The following is a 20,583-nucleotide window of genomic DNA, read 5'->3' as shown; positions in this document are numbered from 1 at the left end:
GCGTTCCGTTTATTTCTGTTCCATACTTGCCGAGACGATGCAGTTCCGTTTCGCTTAGGAGGAGAGCCATGAAATTCCTGTTCGACGATGAGTCGTTCTCGTTCGAGGCTCTGCGCGCGGCGGGGTTCGCCAACTATGGCGGCGCCGACCTTGGCGAAGTGCTCGTCGCAGCCCGCGCAATCCCCGATGGCGACGAAGCCGCCTGGCATCGGGAGTGGAAGGCGATCGCCCAACGGGCCGAGGCGCTGGGACGCGCATCGCTGCAAGCCGGGCACGAAGTGAGCGCCCGCGAGGCGTTGTTGCGCGCCTCGAACTACTACCGTACCGCGGAGTTCTACCGTCGCGACGACCCGTTCAACGACCCCGAGGTGGCAGAACTCTCGCACCGGTCACACGACACGTTCCTGACCGCGATCCGGCTGTTCGACTTCACCACCGTCGAGATCGCGATCCCGTACCAGGACACCACGCTGCCCGGCTACCTGTACCTGGTCGATGGCGGAGCGGCCAGGCCGACCGTGATCTACAACAGCGGTTACGACTCGACCCTCGAGGAGTCCTACTTCGCGATCGCGGCCGCCGCGCTGGTCCGCGGCTACAACGTGCTGGCCTTCGATGGTCCGGGGCAGGGCGGCGCGCTGCGCGAACAGCGCCTGGTCTTCCGGCCCGACTGGGAAGCCGTCGTCACGCCGGTGATCGACTTCGCGCTTACCCACCCCGAGATCGACCCCGGACGGATCGCGCTCTTCGGCTACAGCCTTGGCGGTTACCTGGTGGCCCGCGCCGCCGCGTTCGACGACCGGATCGCCGCGCTGATCCTCGATGACGGCGTCTACGACTTCCAGACCGCCGTGGCCGGTGCGATGCCGCCCTTCGTCACCCAGTGGATCGCCGAGGGCAACGACGATGCCGCCATCCCCGTGCTTTCGCTGCTGATGTCGGTCAACACCCAGGTCCGCTGGGCACTGCGTAACGGCATGTGGGTGATGGGCGCCGAATCAACCGCCGACCTCGCCAGGAAGTTTCACCTCTACACGCTTGCCGGGATCGCCGACCGCATCACCGCCCCGGCCCTGGTGCTCGACGCGGAGAACGACCAGTTCTTCAAGGGCGAACCGGCGCGGGCCGCGGAGGCGATGGTGAACTCCAAGACCACCCTGGTCACCCTGCGTGAATCCGAGGGTGCCGGCGAGCACTGCCACATGGGCGCGATGGGACGTGCACACCAAGTGATCTTCGATTGGCTGGACGACGTTCTGGCGCAGACGGATTGACCGGCTAGACCGCGCCGGAAAAACCTTGCTGGCGCCACGCCTCGTACACCGCGATCGCCGCGGCGTTGGCCAGATTCAAGGACCGCCTGCCCTCCAGCATCGGGATGCGCACCCGCGTGGTGACGTGCGGATCGGCCAGCGTCGCGGCGTCAAGGCCGGTGGGTTCGGGCCCGAACATCAACACGTCTCCCGGCTGGTAGTCCACGTCGGCGTAGGACGACTCGGCGTGTGCGGTGAACGCGATCACCCGGGCGGGGGACAGGGCCGCCCATGCGCTCGGCAGGTCGGCGTGCACGGTCACCGACGCCAGATCGTGGTAGTCCAAGCCGGCGCGCCTCAGCTTCGGTTCGGACAGATCGAATCCAAGCGGTTCGACGAGATGCAATTCACATCCCGTCGCCGCCGCCGTCCGGATCGCATTGCCGGTGTTCGGCGCGATGCGCGGTGAGAAGAACATCAGCTTGAACACGGCGCGGTGCCTTTCATGATCAATTATCGATCGCGATGGTCAACTCGGGACCGTCTGGGACGCCGACGTGGCAGTGCCAACCGGGGTCGTCTTGGTCGCCCGCGAAGTAATAGGTCAGCGACTCAAAGAGGTCGAGCAGTTCCTCTGCGGTCAGGTAGGCCCACGCCTCCGTCAGTAGCTCATCGTCGCTTCTGCCCGTTAGCCTCATGCCCGGAATGTACCGCTGGCACTCGCCCGGGAAGACCGGCCCGAGCAGGGGTAATCAAAGGCGGCGTTGGGCATTTGCTCGCATAGCACACAACTTGGCAACACCTCGGTCACGAACTCTGTCTGTTCAGTAAGAATTGTGGAAACGGGTGCTAATCGCTGTCATACTCGACCAATTGCCGGGCGGACCACGCCTGCCCACGTTTTGGGCAAAGAGCAGTAGGAACCTTATGACCTGTGCGCGATTGAAATGCCGACCAGCGGCCGGTAGTAGGGTCGCGCCGCAATGACGGCGTTCGAGCAGCAACCGCAGGCCGCTGCTGTCGAATTCAGGAGCAATGTGCCAGCACCGGTGAAGCGGCCATCGCGATGGTCGGTGAGCAATTGGCCGGTTCGATGGAAAGTGTTTGCGATCGTTCTGGTGCCGCTGCTTTTGGCGGGCACATTCGGTGGGTTGCGGGTTTACTCGGGTTGGACCGGTGCCGCCGACCTTCGCCTTGCTGCCGACCGCGCCGAGATGGTCCCGGCGATCGAGGACTACATGGCCACCCTCGACGCCGCGCTGCTGGCGAATTCCACCGGCGGCGACGCCCAGACCGCGCTCAGCGCCTTCGATGCCAGCAAGCAGACCCTGCAGACCCGGCTGCGCGACACCGCCGTCGTGCCCGACGTCGGCAAGGGCGTCACCGCACTGCTGCAGGGCGGGCAGGCACTTCTGGACAAGGTGACGGCCAACGGCATCGGACTGCGTGACAGGGTCACCACCTACGCGCCGATCCTGCTCACCGCCGAGGACGTCATCAACGGATCGGTGCGCGTCGACGACGAGACGATCCGGGGCGAGACGCTTGGCCTGTCCCGCGCGATCGGTGCGCGCGGGCAGATGATGATGCAGCAGCTGTTGGTGAACCTCGGTGGCGAGATCCCCGAGCCGGAGCTGCGCACCTCGATGATCACCCTGGCGGGCACCGAGCCGTCGACGCTGTTCGGGATGAGCCAGGTGCTCGGGGTCGGCTCTGCCGATGCCCAGAAGCTGCAGGCCGAGATGGTCAAGCGGATGGCCATGCTGTCCGACCCGGCAGTCGTGCTGGTCAACAATCCCGACCTGACGCAGTCGTTGCAGGCCACCAATGAGATCGCGGGCCAGGTCATCCGTTCGACCATCACGTCCGTCACGACGGGTGTCGAGGACCAGGCCACCGCCAAGCGCAACGAGGCCATCCGCGACTCGGTGATCGTCGGCGCGGCCATCCTGATCGCCCTGCTGATCGTGACGCTCGTGGCGCGCACCCTGGTGCGACCGCTGCGCAGGCTGCGCGACAGCGCCCTGCAGGTCGCCCACCAAGATCTCGCTCAGGAGTTGGAGCGGGTCCGCGCGGGTGGCCCTGCCGATCCCGTGCAACCTCTGCCCGTGCACACCACCGAGGAGGTCGGGCAGGTCGCGCATGCCGTCGACGAGTTGCACGAGCAGGCCGTGCTGCTCGCCGGTGAGCAGGCCAGGCTGCAGCTGCAGGTGGGCGACATGTTCGAGACGCTGTCGCGGCGCAGCCGCTCGCTGGTCGACCAGCAGCTGACGCTCATCGACCGTCTGGAGAGCGACGAACAGGACCCCGAACGGCTGGAGAGCCTCTTCCGTCTCGATCATCTGGCCGCGCGCATGCGCCGCAACGGCGCCAACCTGCTGGTGCTGGCCGGCTCGAGGGTGCCGCGCGAGCAGGCCGCCCCGATTCCCGTTGCCGCCGTGATCAACGCGGCCGCCTCCGAGGTCGAGGACTACACGCGCGTGGTCACCGCCGTCGCGCCCGACAGCGAGATCCACGGCGTCCTCGCGGGCGACCTGGTCCATCTGCTCGCCGAACTGATGGACAACGCGTTGCGCTACTCGCCGCCGATCTCGCAGGTGCGGGTGTCGGCCGTGCACACCGGCAACGGCGGTCTCGTCGTCGAGGTCAGCGACATCGGCCTCGGCATGACGGAGCCCGACCTGCGGGTGGCCAACACGCGACTGCAGTCCGGTGGTGAGGTCAACCCCTACACCGCGCGCCACATGGGCCTCTTCGTGGTCGGTCGCCTGGCCGCGCAGCACGGTCTCGTCGTCCGGTTGCGCAGCACCATTGCGGGAGAGGCGAATTCGGGCACCACCGCTGGTGTCTTCATTCCGGCCGAACTGCTGCTCCGGGGTTCGGCGCCGCTGCCGGTCGACGCGCCGGACTATGTCGAGGCGACGGACTATGGCGACTCCGCCGACGCCCACACCGATTCCCACGCCGCCATCGCGTTCGAGCAGCCGGTCGACCAAGAGTACGAGCAAGAGTACGACGAGTACGTCGAAGAGCAGAGCTACGAATACGAACCCCCAGCCGCCGAGTACCGCAACGGTCACGCGGACATTCCCATCTCGCTTCTGCCGCAACGCAACCCGGGTGCGAGTGGAATATCCGGCATCCCGTCGGTGCCCTTGCCGCCCCCGGCGCCGGAGCCCGTTTCGCTCTGGGGCGACGAGGAGGAGTGGCCCGAGGAGTCGATGCCCGCGCAGACGGCTACGCCCCCTCCGCCTGTGGAACCCGTCGAGCGGCCCAGCCAGGCTCCCACCAACACGTCGTCCTTCTTCGCGGCGCGTGCGCAGGCTGCGAACCCACCGACCAACGGGATGTACCCGCCCCCAGCGCCTCCACCGCCCCCGGCTGTTGAGCCCGTCCAGGCCGAACCGGTTCAGGCCGCGCCGTCGCAGACCTCGGGAACCGAAGACGCCATCTTCCAGAAGATGCTGTCCGAGTGGCTGATCGATGATCCGCACCAGCTCGCTCAGAGCACCGACTTGGACTGGAAGACGGTGTGGGACCACGGCTGGGAGGCAGCTGCCGCGGCGGAGGAATCGCCGGTGTCGCAGCACACCGAGCACGGTCTTCCGATGCGGGAACCCGGCGCCCGGCTGGTGCCCGGCGCTGCCGACGTGCAGGACGACGACCACAATGGCAGGCATCGCAACGGAGACGCCAACGGCGCCAACGGTGTCGAGGAGTCCGCCGACTCGGGATTCGACACGGGTGCGCACGCACGCCCTTCCCGAGATCCGGAGGCCGTGCGCGCCAGCATCGGCAACCATTTCGGTGGCGTGCACGCAGGCCGCACCCACGCCAGAGAAACCAGAGGAACAGACGACGAATGACCCGTTCGACCCAGCGTGACTCACTCGACTGGTTGGTCTCGAAGTTCGCCAACGAGGTAGCAGGGGTGTCGCACGCGATCCTGGTGTCCGCCGACGGGCTGCTGCGCGCTGCGAGCGAGCACATGCCGACCGAGCGCGCCGATCAGTTGGCCGCCGTGGCGTCGGGACTTGCCAGCCTGTCGACCGGCGCCGCGCAACTCTTCGACGGTGGCTACGTGATGCAGTCCGTCGTCGAGATGGAGAACGGCTACCTGCTGCTCATGCGCGTCGGTGACGGATCCAACCTCGCGACGCTGGCCACCAGGTCCTGCGACATCGGCCAGATCGGCTACGAGATGGCGATCCTGGTCGAGCGAGTGGGCACCGTCGTCCAAGCGTCCCGCCGTACCGCACAGCACTCGTGAGTTGCGATGGACGAGGTGCGAGACGCGTGGGAATCCGCTGAACCGGGGGTCGAGGCCAGCCTGGTCCGGCCGTACACGCTGACGTCCGGTCGCACCAGTACGCGTGTCGACCTTCCACTCGAGGCGCCGATCAGGACAATGGAATTCGGGCCCGCGCCGCGCTGGCCCGGAAACGACGTGCGTGCCAAGATTCTCGGGTTGGGTGTCGACAGCCCGTCGGTCGCCGAAATCGCCGCTCGCCTATCGTTGCCGCTTGGTGTGGCGCGGGTGCTGATCGGTGATCTGGTGACGCAGGGATACGCGCGTGTGCAGACCACCCTCGGCGAGTCGGCGACTCCCGACGAACGACGTGAGTTGATAGGAAGGACGCTGCGTGGCCTACGGGCACTCTGAGGGCCCCCCGGGTTCCACCGGCGGCCCCGCGCTGCGCCGAGAAAAGGCCTCCACGAAGATCGTCATCTCGGGTGGCTTCGGCGCAGGCAAGACGACGTTCGTCGGCGCGGTGTCGGAGATCATGCCGCTGCGGACCGAGGCCCTGGTGACCAATGCCTCGCAGGGTCTCGACGGTCTTGCCGCGACGCCGGAGAAGAACACCACGACGGTGGCGATGGACTTCGGTCGCATCACGCTCGCCGAAGACTTGGTGCTCTACTTGTTCGGCACGCCCGGTCAGCGGCGGTTCTGGTTCATGTGGGACGACCTGGTCCGCGGTGCCATCGGCGCGGTGATCCTTGTCGACGTCCGCCGGCTGCAGGACAGCTTCGCCGCGGTCGACTTCTTCGAGGCGCGGAAGCTGCCGTTCCTCATCGCGATCAACGAATTCGACGACGGGCGCAGGCATCCGCCGCACGAGGTGCGCAAGGCGCTGGCACTGGCCGATCACATCCCGGTGGTCACCGTCGACGCGCGCGACCGGCATTCGGCTCGAGCCGCACTGATCGCCATCACCGAGTACTCGTTGATGAACCTCAGCTCGCTGCCCGGCTGATCCGTGGCCGACCCCGACGAGCAGTGGGCAGATCGAGAGTTCGAAGGTCACGACTTTCGCGATGAAGATCTCAGCCGGCTGCACACCGAACGCGTGGTGTTCACCGAGTGTGTGTTCGCCGGTGTGAACTTGTCCGAGTCCGTGCACGTGGGCTCGGCCTTCCGCAATTGCGACTTCCGTCGGGCATCGTTGATGCACAGCACTTTTCGACACTGCACCTTGCTCGGATCGGTGTTCACCGAAAGCCGGATCCGTCCGGTGACCTTCACTGAGGTCGACCTGACGCTGGCCGTGTTGGGGGGCTGTGACCTTCGCACGGTCGACCTGTCGGATTGCCGGCTACGGGAGGCCAGCCTCGTCGGCGCCGATCTGCGCAAGGCAGTGCTGCGCGGGGCGGATCTCACCGGAGCTCGCGCGCAGGACGCCCGCCTCGACGACGCCGATCTGCGCGGGGCGCGCGTCGACCCGACGTTCTGGACGACGGCGAAGGTGCGTGGCGCGAAGATCGACATCGACCAGGCCGTCGCCTACGCCGCTGCACACGGGTTGGACATCCACGGCGGCTGACGGGCTACCCGTTGCCGATCAATCCGGCGTTGCCGCCGTTGCCACGGCCTCGGCCCGTTCGATGCGTTCGGCCACCGCCGTGCTGCAGAACGACGGCGTTAGCCGGCCTTGAGGCGGATCTTGAACCGCACGAAGCAAAGGTAGAAGATCGACAGCGCGGCCAGCATCCCCATGTCGAGGAACCATGCGCCCGACGTGTGTTTCCAGAAGGAGTCGTCGGGCATGATCGGTGGCTTCACCAGGTCCGTGAGTCCCACCGTCGACGCCGTCGCCGCGAAGCCCCAGCGGGCTGGCGTGACGAACGACATCTGGTCGAGCGGGATCCGGCCCGTCACCGGGATCATGCCGCCCGAGAACACCAGCTGGGACATGATCGCGATGACGAGCAACGGCATGATCTGCTCGCTGGTCTTCGCCATCGCCGACAGCGCGAAGCCGACCGTCGCCGCGCAGACCGTCGCGGCGGCCATGCCGATGAACAGCTCTATCGATGCCGCCAATTCGCCAGAGCCGAACAGCAATCCGCCGTTCTTGGGTGGACCGACGCCGATGATCGTTATCGCCGTGACGATTCCGGACTGCAGGATCGCGAACACCGAGTAGATGCAGACCTTGGCCAGCAGATAGGCACTCGTCGACAACCCGACCGCCTGTTCGCGGAGGAAGATCGCGCGCTCGCCGATGAGGTCGCGGATGGTCAACGCCGTGCCCATGAAGATGGCGCCGACGTTCATCAGCACCAGCACCTGCCCCGGCTGGTTGGGCGCGTCGCTGAGCTTGTCAGGGGGACCGAAGCCGGTCGCGCCGGGCACGGACAGTGACAGCACGCCCATGATGAACGGCAGCAACGCCAGGAAGATGAAGTAGCCGCGGTCGGAGACGATCAACCGGATCTGGCGTCGCCCGATCGTGGAGAACTGCCGTAGGAGGCTGGTCTTGGCGGGCTCACCGAGGTCGGTCGGCGCCTCGACGGGCGGTACCGGCGGAGGCGGTCCCGTCTGCGCCAGATAGCGGGCCTTGGCCGCATCCGGATCACCGGCGACGCTGCTGAAGATGTCGGCCCAGTTCGTCGTCCCCATGGACGGGCCGATCTGGCTCGGTGGGCCGCAGAACGCGGTCTTGCCGCCCGGCGCCAGCAGCAGCACCTGATCGCAGACGTCGAGGTAGGTCAGGGAATGCGTGACCACCAGCACCACGCGGCCTGCGTCGGCCAGTTGCCGTAGCATCGTCATGACCTGCCGGTCCAGCGCGGGGTCGAGGCCGGACGTCGGCTCGTCGAGGATGAGCAGCGACGGGCCGGTCAGCAGTTCGAGTGCCACCGACGCGCGCTTGCGCTGCCCGCCGGACAGCTTGTCCACCCGCGTCTCGAGGTGCTTGGTCATCTCGAGCTCTTCGAGGACCTGCATCACGACCTGCTCGCGGTCGTCCTTCGTGGTGTCCGGCGGCAGTCGCAGTTCCGCGGCGTACATCAGGGCCTGCCTGACGGTCAGCTGGCCGTGCACCACGTCGTCCTGCGGGACCATGCCGATTCTGCTTCGCAGGGAAGCGTATTCGGAGTGGATGTTGTGGCCTTCGAAGCTGACCGTGCCGGTGGTCGGGTGGGTGTACCCGGCCACCAGTCGGGCGAACGTCGACTTGCCTGCACCCGACGGTCCGATGACGGCCGTCAACGTGCCTGGCCGCGCGGTCAGCGAGATGTTGTCGAGCAGCGTCTTGTTGCCCTCGATGGTCCACGTGACGCCGTGCACCTCGAGGCCGCCGGTGCGCGTTGCCGCCTCGGTTTCGCTGCGCCGGGCCAGCGTGCCCCCGGCGAAGACGAGGTCGACGTTGCCGATGGTGACGACGTCGCCGTCGCGCAGCTTCGCGGAGTCAACCCGCGCGCCGTTGACGAACGTGCCGTTGATGCTGCGGTTGTCCCGGATCTCGGTGCCGCTGGGACTCGGAATCAAGGTGGCGTGATGGCGTGAGGCCAGCACGTCGGGAATGACGATGTCGTTGTCGGTGGCCCGGCCGATCTTCACCGACCCCGCAGGCGCATCCGCGGCCTTACCGGGCCGCAGGATCTTGAGCATGCTGGTCGCGAGGTTGCCCTCGCTCTGGCGCGGCTGCGCCGTCGGCCCCATGGTGGTGGCGGCCGAATAGCCAGCGGTCTGCTGCGACGGCGCTGGCGTCGGGTAGCTCTGCGGGGGGGCGCTCGGATATGCCTGCGGCGCACCGGTATAGGACTGCGGGCTGCTGGGGTAGGACGGCGCGGCGGGTGTCGGGCCCGATGGATAGCGCGGTTGCTGGGGTGGTGGGTACACCGGTTGCGAGTACGACGCTCCCGAAGGCGGCGTGGGTGGCCGCGCGCCTGGCGGCGGCTGGGTGGGCCAGGAACTGCTCGCGCGGTTCGCAATCGGCACCGAGGTGGTCGGTGGTGGCGTGCCGACCGAACCCTGGTGACGACCCACCTCGAAGGTGAGCCGCGGACCGTCGGGATTGCCGATGTCGACGTTGAGTCCGTCGGTGATGTCGACCACCGGAACCCGGTGGCCGTTGACGAACATTCCGTTGAGGCTGCCGTTGTCGACAGCCAGCCAGCGACCACCCTCGAAGCGCAGGATCACGTGCGCGCGCGAGATCAGGGGGTGGGCGATGCGGACGTCGGCACGCAAGTCACGGCCGACGACAACGTCGTTGCCTGCCGCAAAGGTGCGAGACGACCCGTCGTAACGAACGGTCAGCGCGGGTGGGGAAGGTCGCGTCATCGGACGCAACTCTATCGGTTCCGGCGCCGTGCGTAACGGCGGTCCGCGCGCTCACCGGGGGCGAGCGGAGCGACGGGGACTATCACTGCGCCGTGGCGATACCCCAGCGTGCGGTGTCGGTGATCTGCTGCAGGGCCGTCATGCGGTCGCCACGGGTCTTGATGACGTGGGCGAACGCCGCATCGACCGCGGAGTTACCGTCGCGGGCGGGGCCGCGATAGTGACCGATGACGACGACGCGGTGGTTGTCGATCTCGAGGAAATCGCTGGGTTCGACGCGCATGTCGTAGAGCGCGTTGATCGTGCCCCACACGCCGAGCATGTCGTTGGGGCCGTGGTGCACGCCGCCGACCCCGTGCGGCATGCCTGCGCTGACGGTGCCTTCGAAGTCGTCGGACAGCAGTGTGGTCAGGGCCCCCTGGTCGATTCCGGCGAGTGCGTCGTAGAACCGATGGGCGATTGAGTTGGCGGTGGGCATGTCGCGGCCTCCTTTTTAGAGATACCTCTCTATTATTACCTCGTGGCCAGACCAGCGCGCTACTCCGTCGATGACCTGCTCGATGCCGCCGCCGCTCTGCTGGCGGGCGATGGGCCTGCCGCAGTGTCGATGTCGGCGGTCGCGAGAGCGGTCGGCGCGCCGAGCGGCTCGGTCTACCACCGCTTTCCGACGCGGGCGGCGTTGTGCGGCGAGCTGTGGATGCGCACCGAGGAGCGGTTCCAGGGCGGCTTCGCCGACGCGCTCGCCTCGCCGGGTCACACGACGGAGCGGTGCGTTGCGGCCGCGAGGTTCGCGGTCCAGTGGTGCCGTGAGCACCCGGTAGAAGCGCAGGTGCTGCTCGCCGGGGCCGACGCACTGGACCGCGCGGCGTGGCCGGAATCGATCGCGGCGCGGCGCGAACGCCTCCATCGCACCGTGAATCGACTGCGTGCCGAACTGGACGCCGACCCCGACCGGCTGAGCGCGGCGCTCGTCGACGTGCCCTACGCCGTCGTGCGTCGGCACCTCGTTGCGGGGCAAAGGATCCCGGATGCGGCGGACGGGATCGTGGAGGATTGCGTGCGTGCCTTGATCTCAGGCGGCTAACGATTCGGTACTGGTACGGCCGAGATCCATCGATGTTCAGGCAATACGTGGTCTCGTAGTCGACATGGCGAGGATGAACGCCCAGGCGCGACGTCGCTGCTCCGGGTCGCGCGGGATGGTTGCGGTACTGATCGCGGGATGCGCGGCGTTCGCCGTCGTGGCTACGGGCGTCGCTTTGCCGTCTGCCGCTGCCAAACCTCTCGACGACGCCGATGCGCGCGGCTTCGTGAACTCCCCGGCGCGCTGCGACCCGCAGCAGACGGCCGTCCTGATCGGGCGTACCAAGCTGTCGGAGATCGCGATCTGCGCCGACGGCCGCGGAGGTTACGAGTACCGGGGCGTGCGCATATCCGACCGGGCGATCATGAGGCTGCCCGCCACGGCACTGGCCAACGGATGCTTCGGCGCGCATACCGAACAGGTCGTCTACACCGTGTCCGAGCGCAAGCTCCTGCTCACGTCGGGCATCCGGATCATGCGCGACGAGGCGATGGTGGAGTTCAAGGACTTCCGCAATCCCGCTGTGGGAGTCGTGACGCAGATGTCGGGCCGGTAGACCCGGGAAATCAACGCGGCGAACCCGTCAACACGCAGTGGGTGTGGCTGTAGATGGTGACCATGCAGTCATTGGTATGCGTGCAGACCGACGTCACGGTGTGCGCGTCGCCGTCGGCCTCGATGCGGTTCAACAGATCGGGTTCGGCGAGCAGGGCTCGGCCCATCGCGATGAACTCGAATCCCTCGGCCATGGCCAGATCCATGGTCTCGCGGTTGGTGATGCCGCCGAGAAGGATCAGCGGAATCGTCAGCTCGGCACGGAACAGGCGGGCATCGTCGAGTAGATAGGCGTCGTAGTAAGGGTATTCGCGGACGACCTTGGCAAGGGCGGGCACATCCTTGCCCGGTGCGCCGCCGCGGAACGTGTACATCGGGTTCACCAACGAACTTCCCGCAGTGAGTTCGATCGCGTCCAGGCAGCCGTCGTCCTGCAACCATTTCGCCGTCTGGAGTGACTCCTCGACCGTGATTCCGCCATCCACCCCGTCGGCCATGTTGAGCTTGGCGGTCACCGCGATCTTGCCCGCTCCTGCGTCGTCGACGGCGCGGCGCACCGCTTCGACCACGCTGCGCGCCACCTTCGCGCGGTTCTGCAAGGAGCCACCGAACTCGTCGTCGCGCTTGTTGATCAGCGGGCTCAGGAAGGAGCTGACGAAGTAGCCGTGTCCGAGGTGGATCTCGACGGCGTCGAACCCCGCGTCGATCGCGAAGCGGGCCGCGGTGGCGTGTGCCGCGACGACGTCGGCGATGTCGTCGCGAGTGGCACCCCTTGCGTGCTTGCTCGTCATCGGGGCCAGCGCCTCTGTCTGGTTGGACCGAGCATCGGCGACGGGTCCGGCATGCGCGATCTGTGCGCTGACGGCCGCGCCCTCCGCATGGATGGCTTCGGTCAGGGTGCGTAGTCCGGGGATGGCCTCGGGGCGCCACCAGATCACCGGTCCCTGCGTACGGCCACCGGGGGTCACCGCAAGGTAGGCGACGGTGGTCATGCCGACCCCGCCCGCGGCAGGCAGTCGATGGAACTCGATCAGATCGTCGGTGACCAGCGAGTTCGGGCTCGACGCCTCGAAGGTGGCCGACTTGATGATGCGGTTGCGAAGCGTCACCGGGCCGAGCTTGGCCGGGGTGAACACATTGGGCGGAGTGTTCATCTTGGTGAGCCTGCCACAATGGCTGCCGTGGGAGCGATCACTCTGGACGGCAAGGCCACGCGCGACGAGATCTTCGTCGATCTGAAGGAACGGGTCGCGGCGCTGACCGCGGCGGGCCGAACTCCCGGGCTGGGTACCGTCTTGGTCGGCGACGACCCGGGTTCGCAGGCCTACGTCCGGGGCAAGCACGCCGACTGCGCGAAGGTCGGGATCAACTCGATCCGCCGCGACCTGCCGGCCGACATCGACCAGGCCACGCTCAACGCGACGATCGACGAGCTCAACGACAACCCGGACTGCACCGGCTACATCGTGCAGTTGCCGGTGCCGAAGCATCTCGACGAGAACGCCGCGCTGGAGCGCATCGACCCGGCCAAGGACGCCGACGGTCTGCACCCGATGAACCTCGGCAGGCTGGTGCTCAACGAGCCCGCACCCCTGCCGTGCACGCCGCGCGGCATCGTGCACCTGCTGCGCCGGTTCGACGTCCCGATCGCAGGCGCGCACGTCGTGGTGATCGGCCGCGGTGTCACGGTCGGGCGGCCGATGGGCCTGCTGCTGACCCGCCGCTCAGAGAACGCCACGGTGACGTTGTGCCACACCGGGACTCGCGACCTGCCTGCTCTCACCAGGCGGGCCGACATCATCATCGCCGGCGCCGGGGTTGCGCACATCGTGACCGCGGACATGGTCAAGCCCGGCGCCGCGGTGGTGGACGTCGGGGTGAGCCGCGACGAAGCGGGCAAGCTGGTCGGCGACGTGGCTCCGGATGTCTGGGACGTTGCGGGGTACGTGTCACCGAATCCTGGTGGCGTCGGGCCGTTGACGCGGGCGTTCCTGCTGACGAACGTGGTCGAGCTCGAGGAAGGGCGATGAGCGCTTGCGCGAAGAGCAGAATTGCCGGTCTGGTGTGACACCAAGGGATTTTGCTCGCAAGGTGTTCGCAGGCCAATGGCCGATCCTGACGGTGGGGCTGTTTCTGCTCGCGGCGTTCGGGCTGGTGGTCGCAGGCTACTGGCGCCGCGGCGCACTGGTGATGGCGATCGGCGTCGGTGTCGCGGCGGCCATGCGCCTGACGCTCTCCGAGGACCGCGCCGGGCTGCTCGTCGTGCGCAGCAGGGGCATCGACTTCGTCACCACCGCGACGGTCAGCGCCGCCATGCTCTACATCGCATGGACCATCGACCCGTTGGGCACCAGCTAACTCTTTCCCTCCGCGGCCGGGAGACCCTCAGGAAATTGCCCACTAGGCAATCTTGCCTACTGTGCAAAAATCCGGCCTATGGTGGATGCATGACCGGACTTCGCGAACGCAAGAAGGTCGACACCCGTCGGGCGCTCAGTGACGCCGCGCTGAAGCTGGCCTTCGAGCGCGGCCTCGACGGCGTCACCCGCGAAGACATCGCGGAGCTGGCGGGGGTGTCGCTGCGGACGTTCAACAACTACTTCGGCAACAAGTACGAGGCGCTGGCCTACCGCCAGGTGCAGCGGATGGAGCGTAGCCTCGCGGTGTTTCGCGAGCGGCCCGTCGACGAGCAGCTCTGGTCGGCCATTGCCGAGGCGGTACTCGAACCGTTGACGGCCGAGGGTGTCGCGGAAGTAGCGCCGACCCGCAAGCAACTCGCCGTGATCCGCACGGTGGTGCTGGTGCCGGAAACGCGACTCGCGATGTTCAAGACCTTGTTCGCCGACTGGGTGGAGGCGATCGCCGAGCGCACCGGAACCGACCAGGAGCGTGACATGTACCCGCGCATGGTGGCCGGGGTGATGGGCGCAATCGCTGAGGCCGCGATGGACGCCTACGCGATGGCCGATCCACCCGTGCCCATCACCACGTTGATCCGGCAGGGCTTCGCCGCCGTCGCAGCAGGCCTGCCCGTGCCGACCACCCGAACTGGAAGGAAGAACCATGACTGATCATCACGACGTCGTCATCGCGGGAGCCGGACCAAACGGCTTGATGCTGGCCTGCGAGCTAGCGCTAGCAGGGGTCCGGCCCGTCGTCCTCGACGCGCTACCCGCACCCAGCGACGAGCCGAAGGCCAACGGGCTTGTCGGACAGGTGATCCGGCAACTGGACATGCGCGGGCTCTACCAACCGTTCAGCGGTGCGGACGGCCCGCCGGAGCCGATGTACGAATGGATGTTCGCCGGCATGTCGGTCAACCTCGTTGGCCTCGAGGACAACCCGATGCGTGCGCTACTCATCCAGCAGCCCAGGTTGGTGAGGCTTCTGGAGAAGCGTGCGCGAGATCTCGGCGTCGACGTCCGGTGGGGTCACGAGCTCACCGGCCTCGACTCGGCACCGGGTCGCGTCACCGTCGCGGTGACCTCACCCGAGCGCAGCTACGACATCGACGCCACCTATCTGGTCGGCGCCGATGGTGGCCGCAGCGTGGTCCGCAAGACCGTCGGCATCGACTTCCCCGGCAGCACGTCGGACACCGTCGCCAGGATCGCGCACGTCCACATGCCCGACGAATTGCGCACCGAGGACGGCGGTTACGCGGTTCCCGGGTTCGGCCCGTTGCGGTTCGGACATACCAGGCTCGACAACGGCGGCTTCATCTTTGCCAACTTCCAGCCCGGCCGACAGATGCTCGGCACCATCGAATTCGGGCGCCAACCGGGCCTGGACGAGACGCCGATGACGCTCGACGAAGTACGGGAGAGCGCGAAACGCGTGCTGGGCGTGGACGTGCCGGTGGAGGCGCCACGTGGGCCGGGCCCGCATGCGTTGCGCCGGATCGCCGGGCAGAACAGCAGGCAGGCCGAGCGCTACCGGGCGGGCAACGTCCTGCTACTCGGCGACGCGGCGCACGTCCACTCGGCGATGGGTGGGCCTGGCCTGAATCTCGGCATGCAGGACGCCGTCAACCTGGGCTGGAAGCTGGCAGCACAGGTGAACGGGTCGGCCCCCGACGGGCTGCTCGACACCTATGATTCCGAGCGTCGGCCGGTGGGGGAGCGGGTCATGATGCAGTCTCTGTCGCAGACCGCACTCATGACGCCTGGTCCCGAAGTCGGCGGCCTGCGAACGCTTTTCGGTGAGCTGCTGAAGCAGCCGGCCGTCGCGGCACACATGGCCCACCTGCTCGCCGGCTCCGACGTACGGTACGAGGTCGGCGACGGACACCCGCTGTCCGGTCTGCTGGTGCCCGATCTCGAACTGGACGATGGTCGTCGCGTCGCCGAACTCCTGCGCGACGCGCGACCCGTACTGCTCGACCTGTCCGGAGGCGCAGTCACGCAGGCGGGCGCAGGCTGGGCCGACCGCGTCGATCTGGTGACCGGAGCCATGACGGGAGAGCCGTACGGCGGCATGCTCATTCGGCCCGACGGCTACGTGGCCTGGGCGGCGGACTCCGTCGACGAGGCCGACCTGGCCGGGCTGCGGTCGGCGCTGGGGCGATGGTTCGGCTAGGCGCCCGATAGCGCTCGGCGGATCGCGCCGGGATGGCGGACGAGCTTCGGTCCGAGCGCGGCTGCGAACAGCGTGATCGCCAGCCACGGCTTGAGGTGTGGCCGGATGCGCCGGATCCGGCCGTCATCGTCGAGTTCGAGCACCATCGCGTCGGTGATCGTGACGCCCGCAATCCGGGCGTCGCTCACCGCAACCCGTGTCGATCCGTCGCCGATGACCTCACGCCATCGCAGGCCGGACAGGCCGCCGTAGACAGCCGCGAGCAGTGCGCGGAGGTCGTCGTGCCCGCGAAAGACCATCCGGCCGGACAAGGGCGATACGAGTTCTGCATCGGGAGAAAGTGCGCTGATCATCCCGTCGACGTCGTTGACCAGGGTGGCGGCTAGAAAGGTGGCCACTGCGTCGATCGTTTCCGTTCTTGTCATCGAACTCCGTCCATTGCGATTTGCAAGTGACTTAACCACCGTCCATTGCAGAAAGCAATGGACTACGGTTGAGGAGTGCCGAAGCCATCCTTCGCCGACATCGCCTGCTCGATCGCGCGCTCAGTCGACGTGGTGGGTGAGCGCTGGACGCCGCTGATCCTGCGTGACCTGTTCGTGGGTATGTCGCGGTTCGAAGACATCCGCCGCGATCTTGGCATCGCGTCCAACGTGCTGGCCGCTCGATTGGACAGCCTCGAGCGTCACGGCATCGTCGAACGCCCTCAGTATCGGACGGCGCCGGTGCGCCACGAGTACGTGCTCACGGCAAAGGGGCGCGACCTGTATCCGGTGATTGCGACGCTGATCGCGTGGGGAGACAAGTGGCTGGCCGCCGGCCACGGACCGCCCGCGTTGATCGTGCACAGTGAGTGTGGACAGCCGACCGCTGCGGTGACGGTATGCGCTGAATGTGGAGGAGAACTCAACGCCGACACGGCCGTTCCTGCGCCCGGTCCAGGTGCCCGTCTCGGGCAAGGTACGGCCGTCATCGGGGATTACATCAAGCGCTAGGCCAGCGTGGCCCTGATGCCCACCGTCACGTACGGGAGCGCAAGGCCCGTGGTGTTCACCAATGCGGGATGCGTGGCCAGCAGCTCGCGCACCTCGGCCAGCGTGCGCTTTCGCACCTCGTTCGGTGAGGTGATGCAGTAGCTGCGCGAGGCGACCAGGTCGATGAGCGCCTGTGGCGTCAGGTAACTGGTCCACTCGAACTGCTGGCGTTCGATGCCGGTGAACGGCTCGGGCAGCGTCACTTCGTGGTTGAACGGGTCATTCTCGTGGCCGACGATGCGGCCGAGATCCTTGACCCAGCCGAGGCGTTCGTCGCGGGTGTTCCATATCAGCCCGAGACGGCCGCCGGGGCGAAGCACCCTGGCCACCTCCTTGACCGCGCGCTCGAGATCGAACCAATGCCAGGCCTGTGCTACCAATACCGAGTCGACGCTGTTGTCCGGCAACGGAATCTCTTCGGCCGTGCCGAGCAGCGCAGGGGTATCGGGCAACGACGCGCTGAGCAGTTCGAGCATCTCGGGGATGGGATCGACGGCCACCACGTGCAGCCCGCGTTCGACGAGCCGGATGGTCAGCTTGCCGGTGCCTGCGCCGAGGTCGAGCACGTCGCGCGCACCGCACGACAGCAGCCAGTCGATGGCTTCCGGAGGATACGACGGCCTGCCACGTTCGTACGCCGCGGCTTCCTGGCCGAACGACAGGGAACGCTGCTGCCAGATCTGATCGGAAGTCACCGTGACGCTAGCTCCAAGGTCTGCCGGATGAGCTCGCCGACCGCGTCGGTCTCGACCAGGAACCCGTCGTGGCCGTAGATCGAGTCGACCACGTTGAGCCCTGTGCAGCCCGGAAGCAACTCGGCCAGCTCTTCCTGCAGTCTAAGCGGGTAGAGCCGGTCGGAGGTGATGCCGCCGACCACCACCGGCACTCCGCAACTGCCAAGTGCCGCGGCAAACCCACCGCGCCCGCGGCCGACGTCGTGGCTGCTCAAGGCATCCGTCAACGCGACGTAGGTACCCGGGTCGAACCGCGCCGCCAGTTTGCCGCCCTGATGCTCGAGGTAGCTCTGCACCGCGTAGCGGCCGCCATTGGTCGGGTCTTCGTTGCCCTGGGCGTCGTTGCCGAACCGGTCGTCGAGTTCGGCCTCGCCGCGGTAGGTCAGGTGCGCGAACCGCCTGGCGATCTCCATCCCGACGGAGGGCTCTCTACCCGTCCCGTAGTAGTCGCCGTCCTGCCAGTTCGGATCGGACTTGATCGCCGACACCTGCGAGCTCTGCGTGCCGATCTGGTCGGCGGTTGCGCGTGCGCCGACCGCGAGCACCAGGGCAGCCCGCACCGTGTCGGGGCGGCCGACGGTCCACTCCAGTGCGCGTGCGCCGCCCATCGATCCGCCGACGACAGCGGCGACCTGCGTGATGCCCAGCGCGGCAAGCGCGGCGATGTCGGCATTGACCTGATCACGCACGGTGATCCCCGGAAACCTTGAACCCCAAGGCTTTCCGTCCGGCGCTGGCGAGCTCGGACCCGTCGAGCCGCGGCAGCCGCCCAACACGTTGGTGGAGATCGCGCACCACCGCTCGGTGTCGATGGGCGCTCCCGACCCTGCCACGCCGTCCCACCAGCCAGGGGTCGGGTGGTCCGGCCCTGCGGGCCCGGTGATGTGCGAGTCGCCGGTCAGCGCGTGCAGCACCACCACGACGTTGTCGCGGTTCGGTGACAGCTCACCCCACCGCTGCACCGCGATGGACACGTCGTCGAGGACGGTGCCGTTCTCCAGGGTCAGCGCTCCGATGTTCACCACGGTCAGCTCGCCGTCGGCGGGCAACTGCGCGGCGAACTCGGGAGGGCTTTCCAACGTCGTCATGCCGACACCGCGTTCTCCGGCACCCCGGAGAACGGCTTGGCCGCGGCGAAGCCCTGCTCGAGGTCGGCGAGGATGTCGTCGATGCCCTCGATGCCGACCGCCAGCCGGACCAGTCCGGGGGTGACGCCCGTCGCGAGCTGCTCGGCGGGGGACAGCTGCGCGTGCGTCGTCGAGGCCGGGTGGATCACCAGCGAACGCACGTCGCCGATGTTGGCGACGTGGCTGTGCAGGGTGAGTGCGTCGACGAACGCCTTGCCCGCCGCGATGCCGCCAGCCAGCTCGAACGCCAGCACGGCGCCGGTGCCCTTCGGCGCCAACTTCCGTCCCAGCTCGTACCACGGGGACGTGGGCAGGCCTGCGTAGTTGACCGACACGACGCCGTCGTGGCCCGCCAGGTACTCGGCGACGCGTTGCGCATTGGCCACATGACGCTCAACGCGCAGACTCAGCGTCTCTAATCCCTGGGCGATGAGGAAGGCGTTGAACGGCGCTGCGGCCGAGCCGTAGTCGCGCAGCAGCTGGACTCGCGCCTTGAGCGCGAAGGCGGGCGGGCCGAGTTCGGCGTACACCACGCCGTGATAGCTCGGGTCGGGGACGGTGAAGCCGGGGAACTTGCCGTTGGTCCAGTCGAACTTGCCGCTGTCGACGATCACGCCGGCGATCGCCGAACCATGCCCGCCGAGGTACTTGGTTGCCGAGTGCACGACGATGTCCGCGCCGAGGGCGATCGGCTGGATCAAGTACGGCGTTGCGATCGTGTTGTCGACGATCAGGGGCACGCCGTTCTCGTGGGCCACCGCCGATACGCCGGGGATGTCGAGGATGTCGATCTGCGGGTTGGAGATCGTCTCGGCGAAGAACGCCTTGGTGTTCGGCCGCACCGCTGCCCGCCACGAATCCAGGTCGTCGGGGTCCTCGACGAAGCTGACCTCGATCCCGAGCTTGGGCAGCGAATAGTGGAACAGGTTGTAGGTGCCGCCGTACAAGCGCGGGCTGGAGACGATGTGGTCGCCGACGGCCGCGAGGTTGAGGATCGAGAAGGTCTCGGCGGCCTGCCCGGAGGCCAGGAACAGCGCGGCGACGCCGCCCTCGAGCGCCGCGATGCGCTGCTCGACGACGTCGGTGGTCGGGTTCATGATCCGGGTGTAGATGTTGCCGGGCTCGGCGAGGCCGAACAGCGCCGCGGCATGGTCGGTGCTGTTGAAGGTGTAGGACGTGGTCTGGTAGATCGGCAGCGCCCGCGCGTTCGTGGCGATGTCCGGTGTCTGGCCCGCGTGCACCTGCTTGGTTTCGAAGGCCCAGTTGGCCGTCGGGTCGGATTCGGGATTGGTCATGCGATGTTTCTCCTGCTGGATCGAATGGTTACCGAGAGCGCCCTTGCGCCGTCGACGAACGACGGAGCGGGGTCACGTGCAACGACACAAAATGAGCCTCCACGTCAGGTTTCCCTGTCTCTCGGGGGGCCCGTCCAACGGACCCGCGCTTGCCTCGCAGCCGACTGTCGGCTACTCAACCTGGTCAATCACCCGGGGCACCCCACCGCGGTTGGAGGGTTGCCGGCCAGCGAGCCGGGGCTTGACGCTGGCACTCATGACCGATTCAAAGGGTATCTCACCACCTCGTCGGCGTGCCAGCGCGGGTTCATACGCTGCCCAACCGGAGCATGATCGGACCGCGTAGCGTCG

At 67.4% G+C, this 20,583-nt stretch carries 22 protein-coding genes and 1 riboswitch; of the genes, 13 read left to right on the top strand and 9 right to left on the bottom strand.

Annotation, left to right across the window (positions count from 1 at the left end):
* Positions 1-68: 68 nt before the first annotated feature.
* A complete protein-coding gene (locus HNP02_RS29420) occupies positions 69-1,274 on the top strand; it encodes a S9 family peptidase (RefSeq protein ID WP_184444157.1) in 1,206 nt (401 codons plus the stop codon).
* Between the two features lie 4 nt (positions 1,275-1,278).
* Here the strand turns inward: HNP02_RS29420 and HNP02_RS29415 are convergent, their stop codons facing one another.
* A complete protein-coding gene (locus HNP02_RS29415; protein WP_184444156.1) occupies positions 1,279-1,743 on the bottom strand; it encodes a tRNA (cytidine(34)-2'-O)-methyltransferase in 465 nt (154 codons plus the stop codon).
* 19 nt (positions 1,744-1,762) lie between these two features.
* Positions 1,763-1,951: a hypothetical protein gene (locus tag HNP02_RS29410; RefSeq protein WP_184444155.1), complete on the bottom strand. Its 189-nt coding sequence runs from the start codon at positions 1,949-1,951 to the stop codon at positions 1,763-1,765.
* A 285-nt stretch (positions 1,952-2,236) separates the two neighbouring features.
* Here HNP02_RS29410 and HNP02_RS29405 point away from each other — a divergent pair, with 285 nt between their 5' ends.
* From HNP02_RS29405 to HNP02_RS29385, 5 genes are read left to right on the top strand one after another with little or no spacing between them, the layout of a single operon-like run.
* Complete coding sequence (locus tag HNP02_RS29405) at positions 2,237-5,119, top strand: ATP-binding protein (RefSeq protein ID WP_184444154.1); 2,883 nt, start codon at positions 2,237-2,239, stop codon at positions 5,117-5,119.
* Positions 5,116-5,523, top strand: a complete 408-nt coding sequence (locus HNP02_RS29400) for a roadblock/LC7 domain-containing protein (protein WP_184444153.1) — start codon at positions 5,116-5,118, stop codon at positions 5,521-5,523. The genes HNP02_RS29405 and HNP02_RS29400 overlap by 4 nt, the downstream gene beginning before the upstream one ends.
* A 6-nt stretch (positions 5,524-5,529) precedes the next feature.
* Entirely contained in the window at positions 5,530-5,916 is a 387-nt protein-coding gene (locus HNP02_RS29395) for a DUF742 domain-containing protein (protein ID WP_184444152.1), read from the top strand.
* 31 nt (positions 5,917-5,947) lie between these two features.
* Positions 5,948-6,511: an ATP/GTP-binding protein gene (locus HNP02_RS29390; RefSeq protein WP_184444225.1), complete on the top strand. Its 564-nt coding sequence runs from the start codon at positions 5,948-5,950 to the stop codon at positions 6,509-6,511.
* A gap of 3 nt (positions 6,512-6,514) precedes the next feature.
* On the top strand, positions 6,515-7,078 hold the full coding sequence (locus HNP02_RS29385; RefSeq protein ID WP_184444151.1) for a pentapeptide repeat-containing protein: 564 nt from the start codon (positions 6,515-6,517) through the stop codon (positions 7,076-7,078).
* Between the two features lie 98 nt (positions 7,079-7,176).
* Here HNP02_RS29385 and HNP02_RS29380 read toward each other — a convergent pair whose 3' ends face one another.
* Both HNP02_RS29380 and HNP02_RS29375 read right to left on the bottom strand, forming a co-directional pair.
* Positions 7,177-9,825, bottom strand: a complete 2,649-nt coding sequence (locus HNP02_RS29380) for an FHA domain-containing protein (protein WP_184444150.1) — start codon at positions 9,823-9,825, stop codon at positions 7,177-7,179.
* A gap of 82 nt (positions 9,826-9,907) precedes the next feature.
* Entirely contained in the window at positions 9,908-10,303 is a 396-nt protein-coding gene (locus HNP02_RS29375; protein ID WP_184444149.1) for a nuclear transport factor 2 family protein, read from the bottom strand.
* Between the two features lie 42 nt (positions 10,304-10,345).
* Here HNP02_RS29375 and HNP02_RS29370 point away from each other — a divergent pair, with 42 nt between their 5' ends.
* Entirely contained in the window at positions 10,346-10,909 is a 564-nt protein-coding gene (locus HNP02_RS29370) for a TetR/AcrR family transcriptional regulator (RefSeq protein ID WP_184444148.1), read from the top strand.
* Positions 10,910-10,973: 64 nt separating this feature from the next.
* Positions 10,974-11,465 (top strand): hypothetical protein, encoded by a 492-nt coding sequence (locus HNP02_RS29365; protein ID WP_184444147.1) that lies wholly within the window; start codon positions 10,974-10,976, stop codon positions 11,463-11,465.
* A gap of 10 nt (positions 11,466-11,475) precedes the next feature.
* Here HNP02_RS29365 and HNP02_RS29360 read toward each other — a convergent pair whose 3' ends face one another.
* Complete coding sequence (locus HNP02_RS29360; RefSeq protein ID WP_184444146.1) at positions 11,476-12,618, bottom strand: NADH:flavin oxidoreductase; 1,143 nt, start codon at positions 12,616-12,618, stop codon at positions 11,476-11,478.
* Between the two features lie 27 nt (positions 12,619-12,645).
* Between HNP02_RS29360 and HNP02_RS29355 the strand changes: the two genes are divergently transcribed.
* The 4 genes from HNP02_RS29355 to HNP02_RS29340 all read left to right on the top strand — a co-directional run bounded on the left by HNP02_RS29355 (position 12,646) and on the right by HNP02_RS29340 (position 16,042).
* Positions 12,646-13,494 (top strand): bifunctional methylenetetrahydrofolate dehydrogenase/methenyltetrahydrofolate cyclohydrolase, encoded by an 849-nt coding sequence (locus HNP02_RS29355; protein WP_184444224.1) that lies wholly within the window; start codon positions 12,646-12,648, stop codon positions 13,492-13,494.
* Positions 13,495-13,528: 34 nt separating this feature from the next.
* Complete coding sequence (locus tag HNP02_RS29350) at positions 13,529-13,822, top strand: DUF3017 domain-containing protein (RefSeq protein ID WP_184444145.1); 294 nt, start codon at positions 13,529-13,531, stop codon at positions 13,820-13,822.
* Positions 13,823-13,911: 89 nt separating this feature from the next.
* The gene (locus HNP02_RS29345; protein WP_184444144.1) at positions 13,912-14,535 is read left to right on the top strand and encodes a TetR/AcrR family transcriptional regulator; all 624 of its coding nucleotides are present in this window, start codon (positions 13,912-13,914) and stop codon (positions 14,533-14,535) included.
* A complete protein-coding gene (locus HNP02_RS29340; protein ID WP_184444143.1) occupies positions 14,528-16,042 on the top strand; it encodes an FAD-dependent monooxygenase in 1,515 nt (504 codons plus the stop codon). Before HNP02_RS29345 ends, HNP02_RS29340 begins: the two co-directional genes overlap by 8 nt.
* Here the strand turns inward: HNP02_RS29340 and HNP02_RS29335 are convergent.
* Positions 16,039-16,467 carry a nuclear transport factor 2 family protein gene (locus HNP02_RS29335; protein ID WP_184444142.1) on the bottom strand — a complete coding sequence of 143 codons (429 nt, stop codon included), beginning with the start codon at positions 16,465-16,467 and terminating at the stop codon, positions 16,039-16,041. The two genes, HNP02_RS29340 and HNP02_RS29335, sit on opposite strands and share 4 nt — an antisense overlap.
* A 75-nt stretch (positions 16,468-16,542) precedes the next feature.
* Between HNP02_RS29335 and HNP02_RS29330 the strand changes: the two genes are divergently transcribed.
* A complete protein-coding gene (locus tag HNP02_RS29330) occupies positions 16,543-17,037 on the top strand; it encodes a helix-turn-helix domain-containing protein (RefSeq protein ID WP_184444141.1) in 495 nt (164 codons plus the stop codon).
* Here the strand turns inward: HNP02_RS29330 and HNP02_RS29325 are convergent.
* From HNP02_RS29325 to HNP02_RS29315, 3 genes are read right to left on the bottom strand one after another with little or no spacing between them, the layout of a single operon-like run.
* A complete protein-coding gene (locus tag HNP02_RS29325; protein ID WP_184444223.1) occupies positions 17,034-17,756 on the bottom strand; it encodes a class I SAM-dependent methyltransferase in 723 nt (240 codons plus the stop codon). The genes HNP02_RS29330 and HNP02_RS29325 overlap by 4 nt on opposite strands.
* Positions 17,757-17,767: 11 nt before the next feature.
* The gene (locus HNP02_RS29320) at positions 17,768-18,898 is read right to left on the bottom strand and encodes a homoserine O-acetyltransferase (RefSeq protein ID WP_184444140.1); all 1,131 of its coding nucleotides are present in this window, start codon (positions 18,896-18,898) and stop codon (positions 17,768-17,770) included.
* Positions 18,895-20,232, bottom strand: coding sequence for a bifunctional o-acetylhomoserine/o-acetylserine sulfhydrylase (locus tag HNP02_RS29315; protein WP_184444139.1), 1,338 nt, complete (start codon positions 20,230-20,232; stop codon positions 18,895-18,897). Before HNP02_RS29315 ends, HNP02_RS29320 begins: the two co-directional genes overlap by 4 nt.
* A 140-nt stretch (positions 20,233-20,372) precedes the next feature.
* Positions 20,373-20,494: riboswitch (SAM riboswitch) on the bottom strand.
* Positions 20,495-20,583: the final 89 nt, after the last annotated feature.

This window comes from Mycobacterium sp. AZCC_0083 (assembly GCF_014202335.1).
GTDB lineage: Bacteria > Actinomycetota > Actinomycetes > Mycobacteriales > Mycobacteriaceae > Mycobacterium.
The sequence above is the reverse complement of the archived record's forward strand: the minus strand, read 5'-3'. Positions and strand labels throughout refer to the sequence as shown.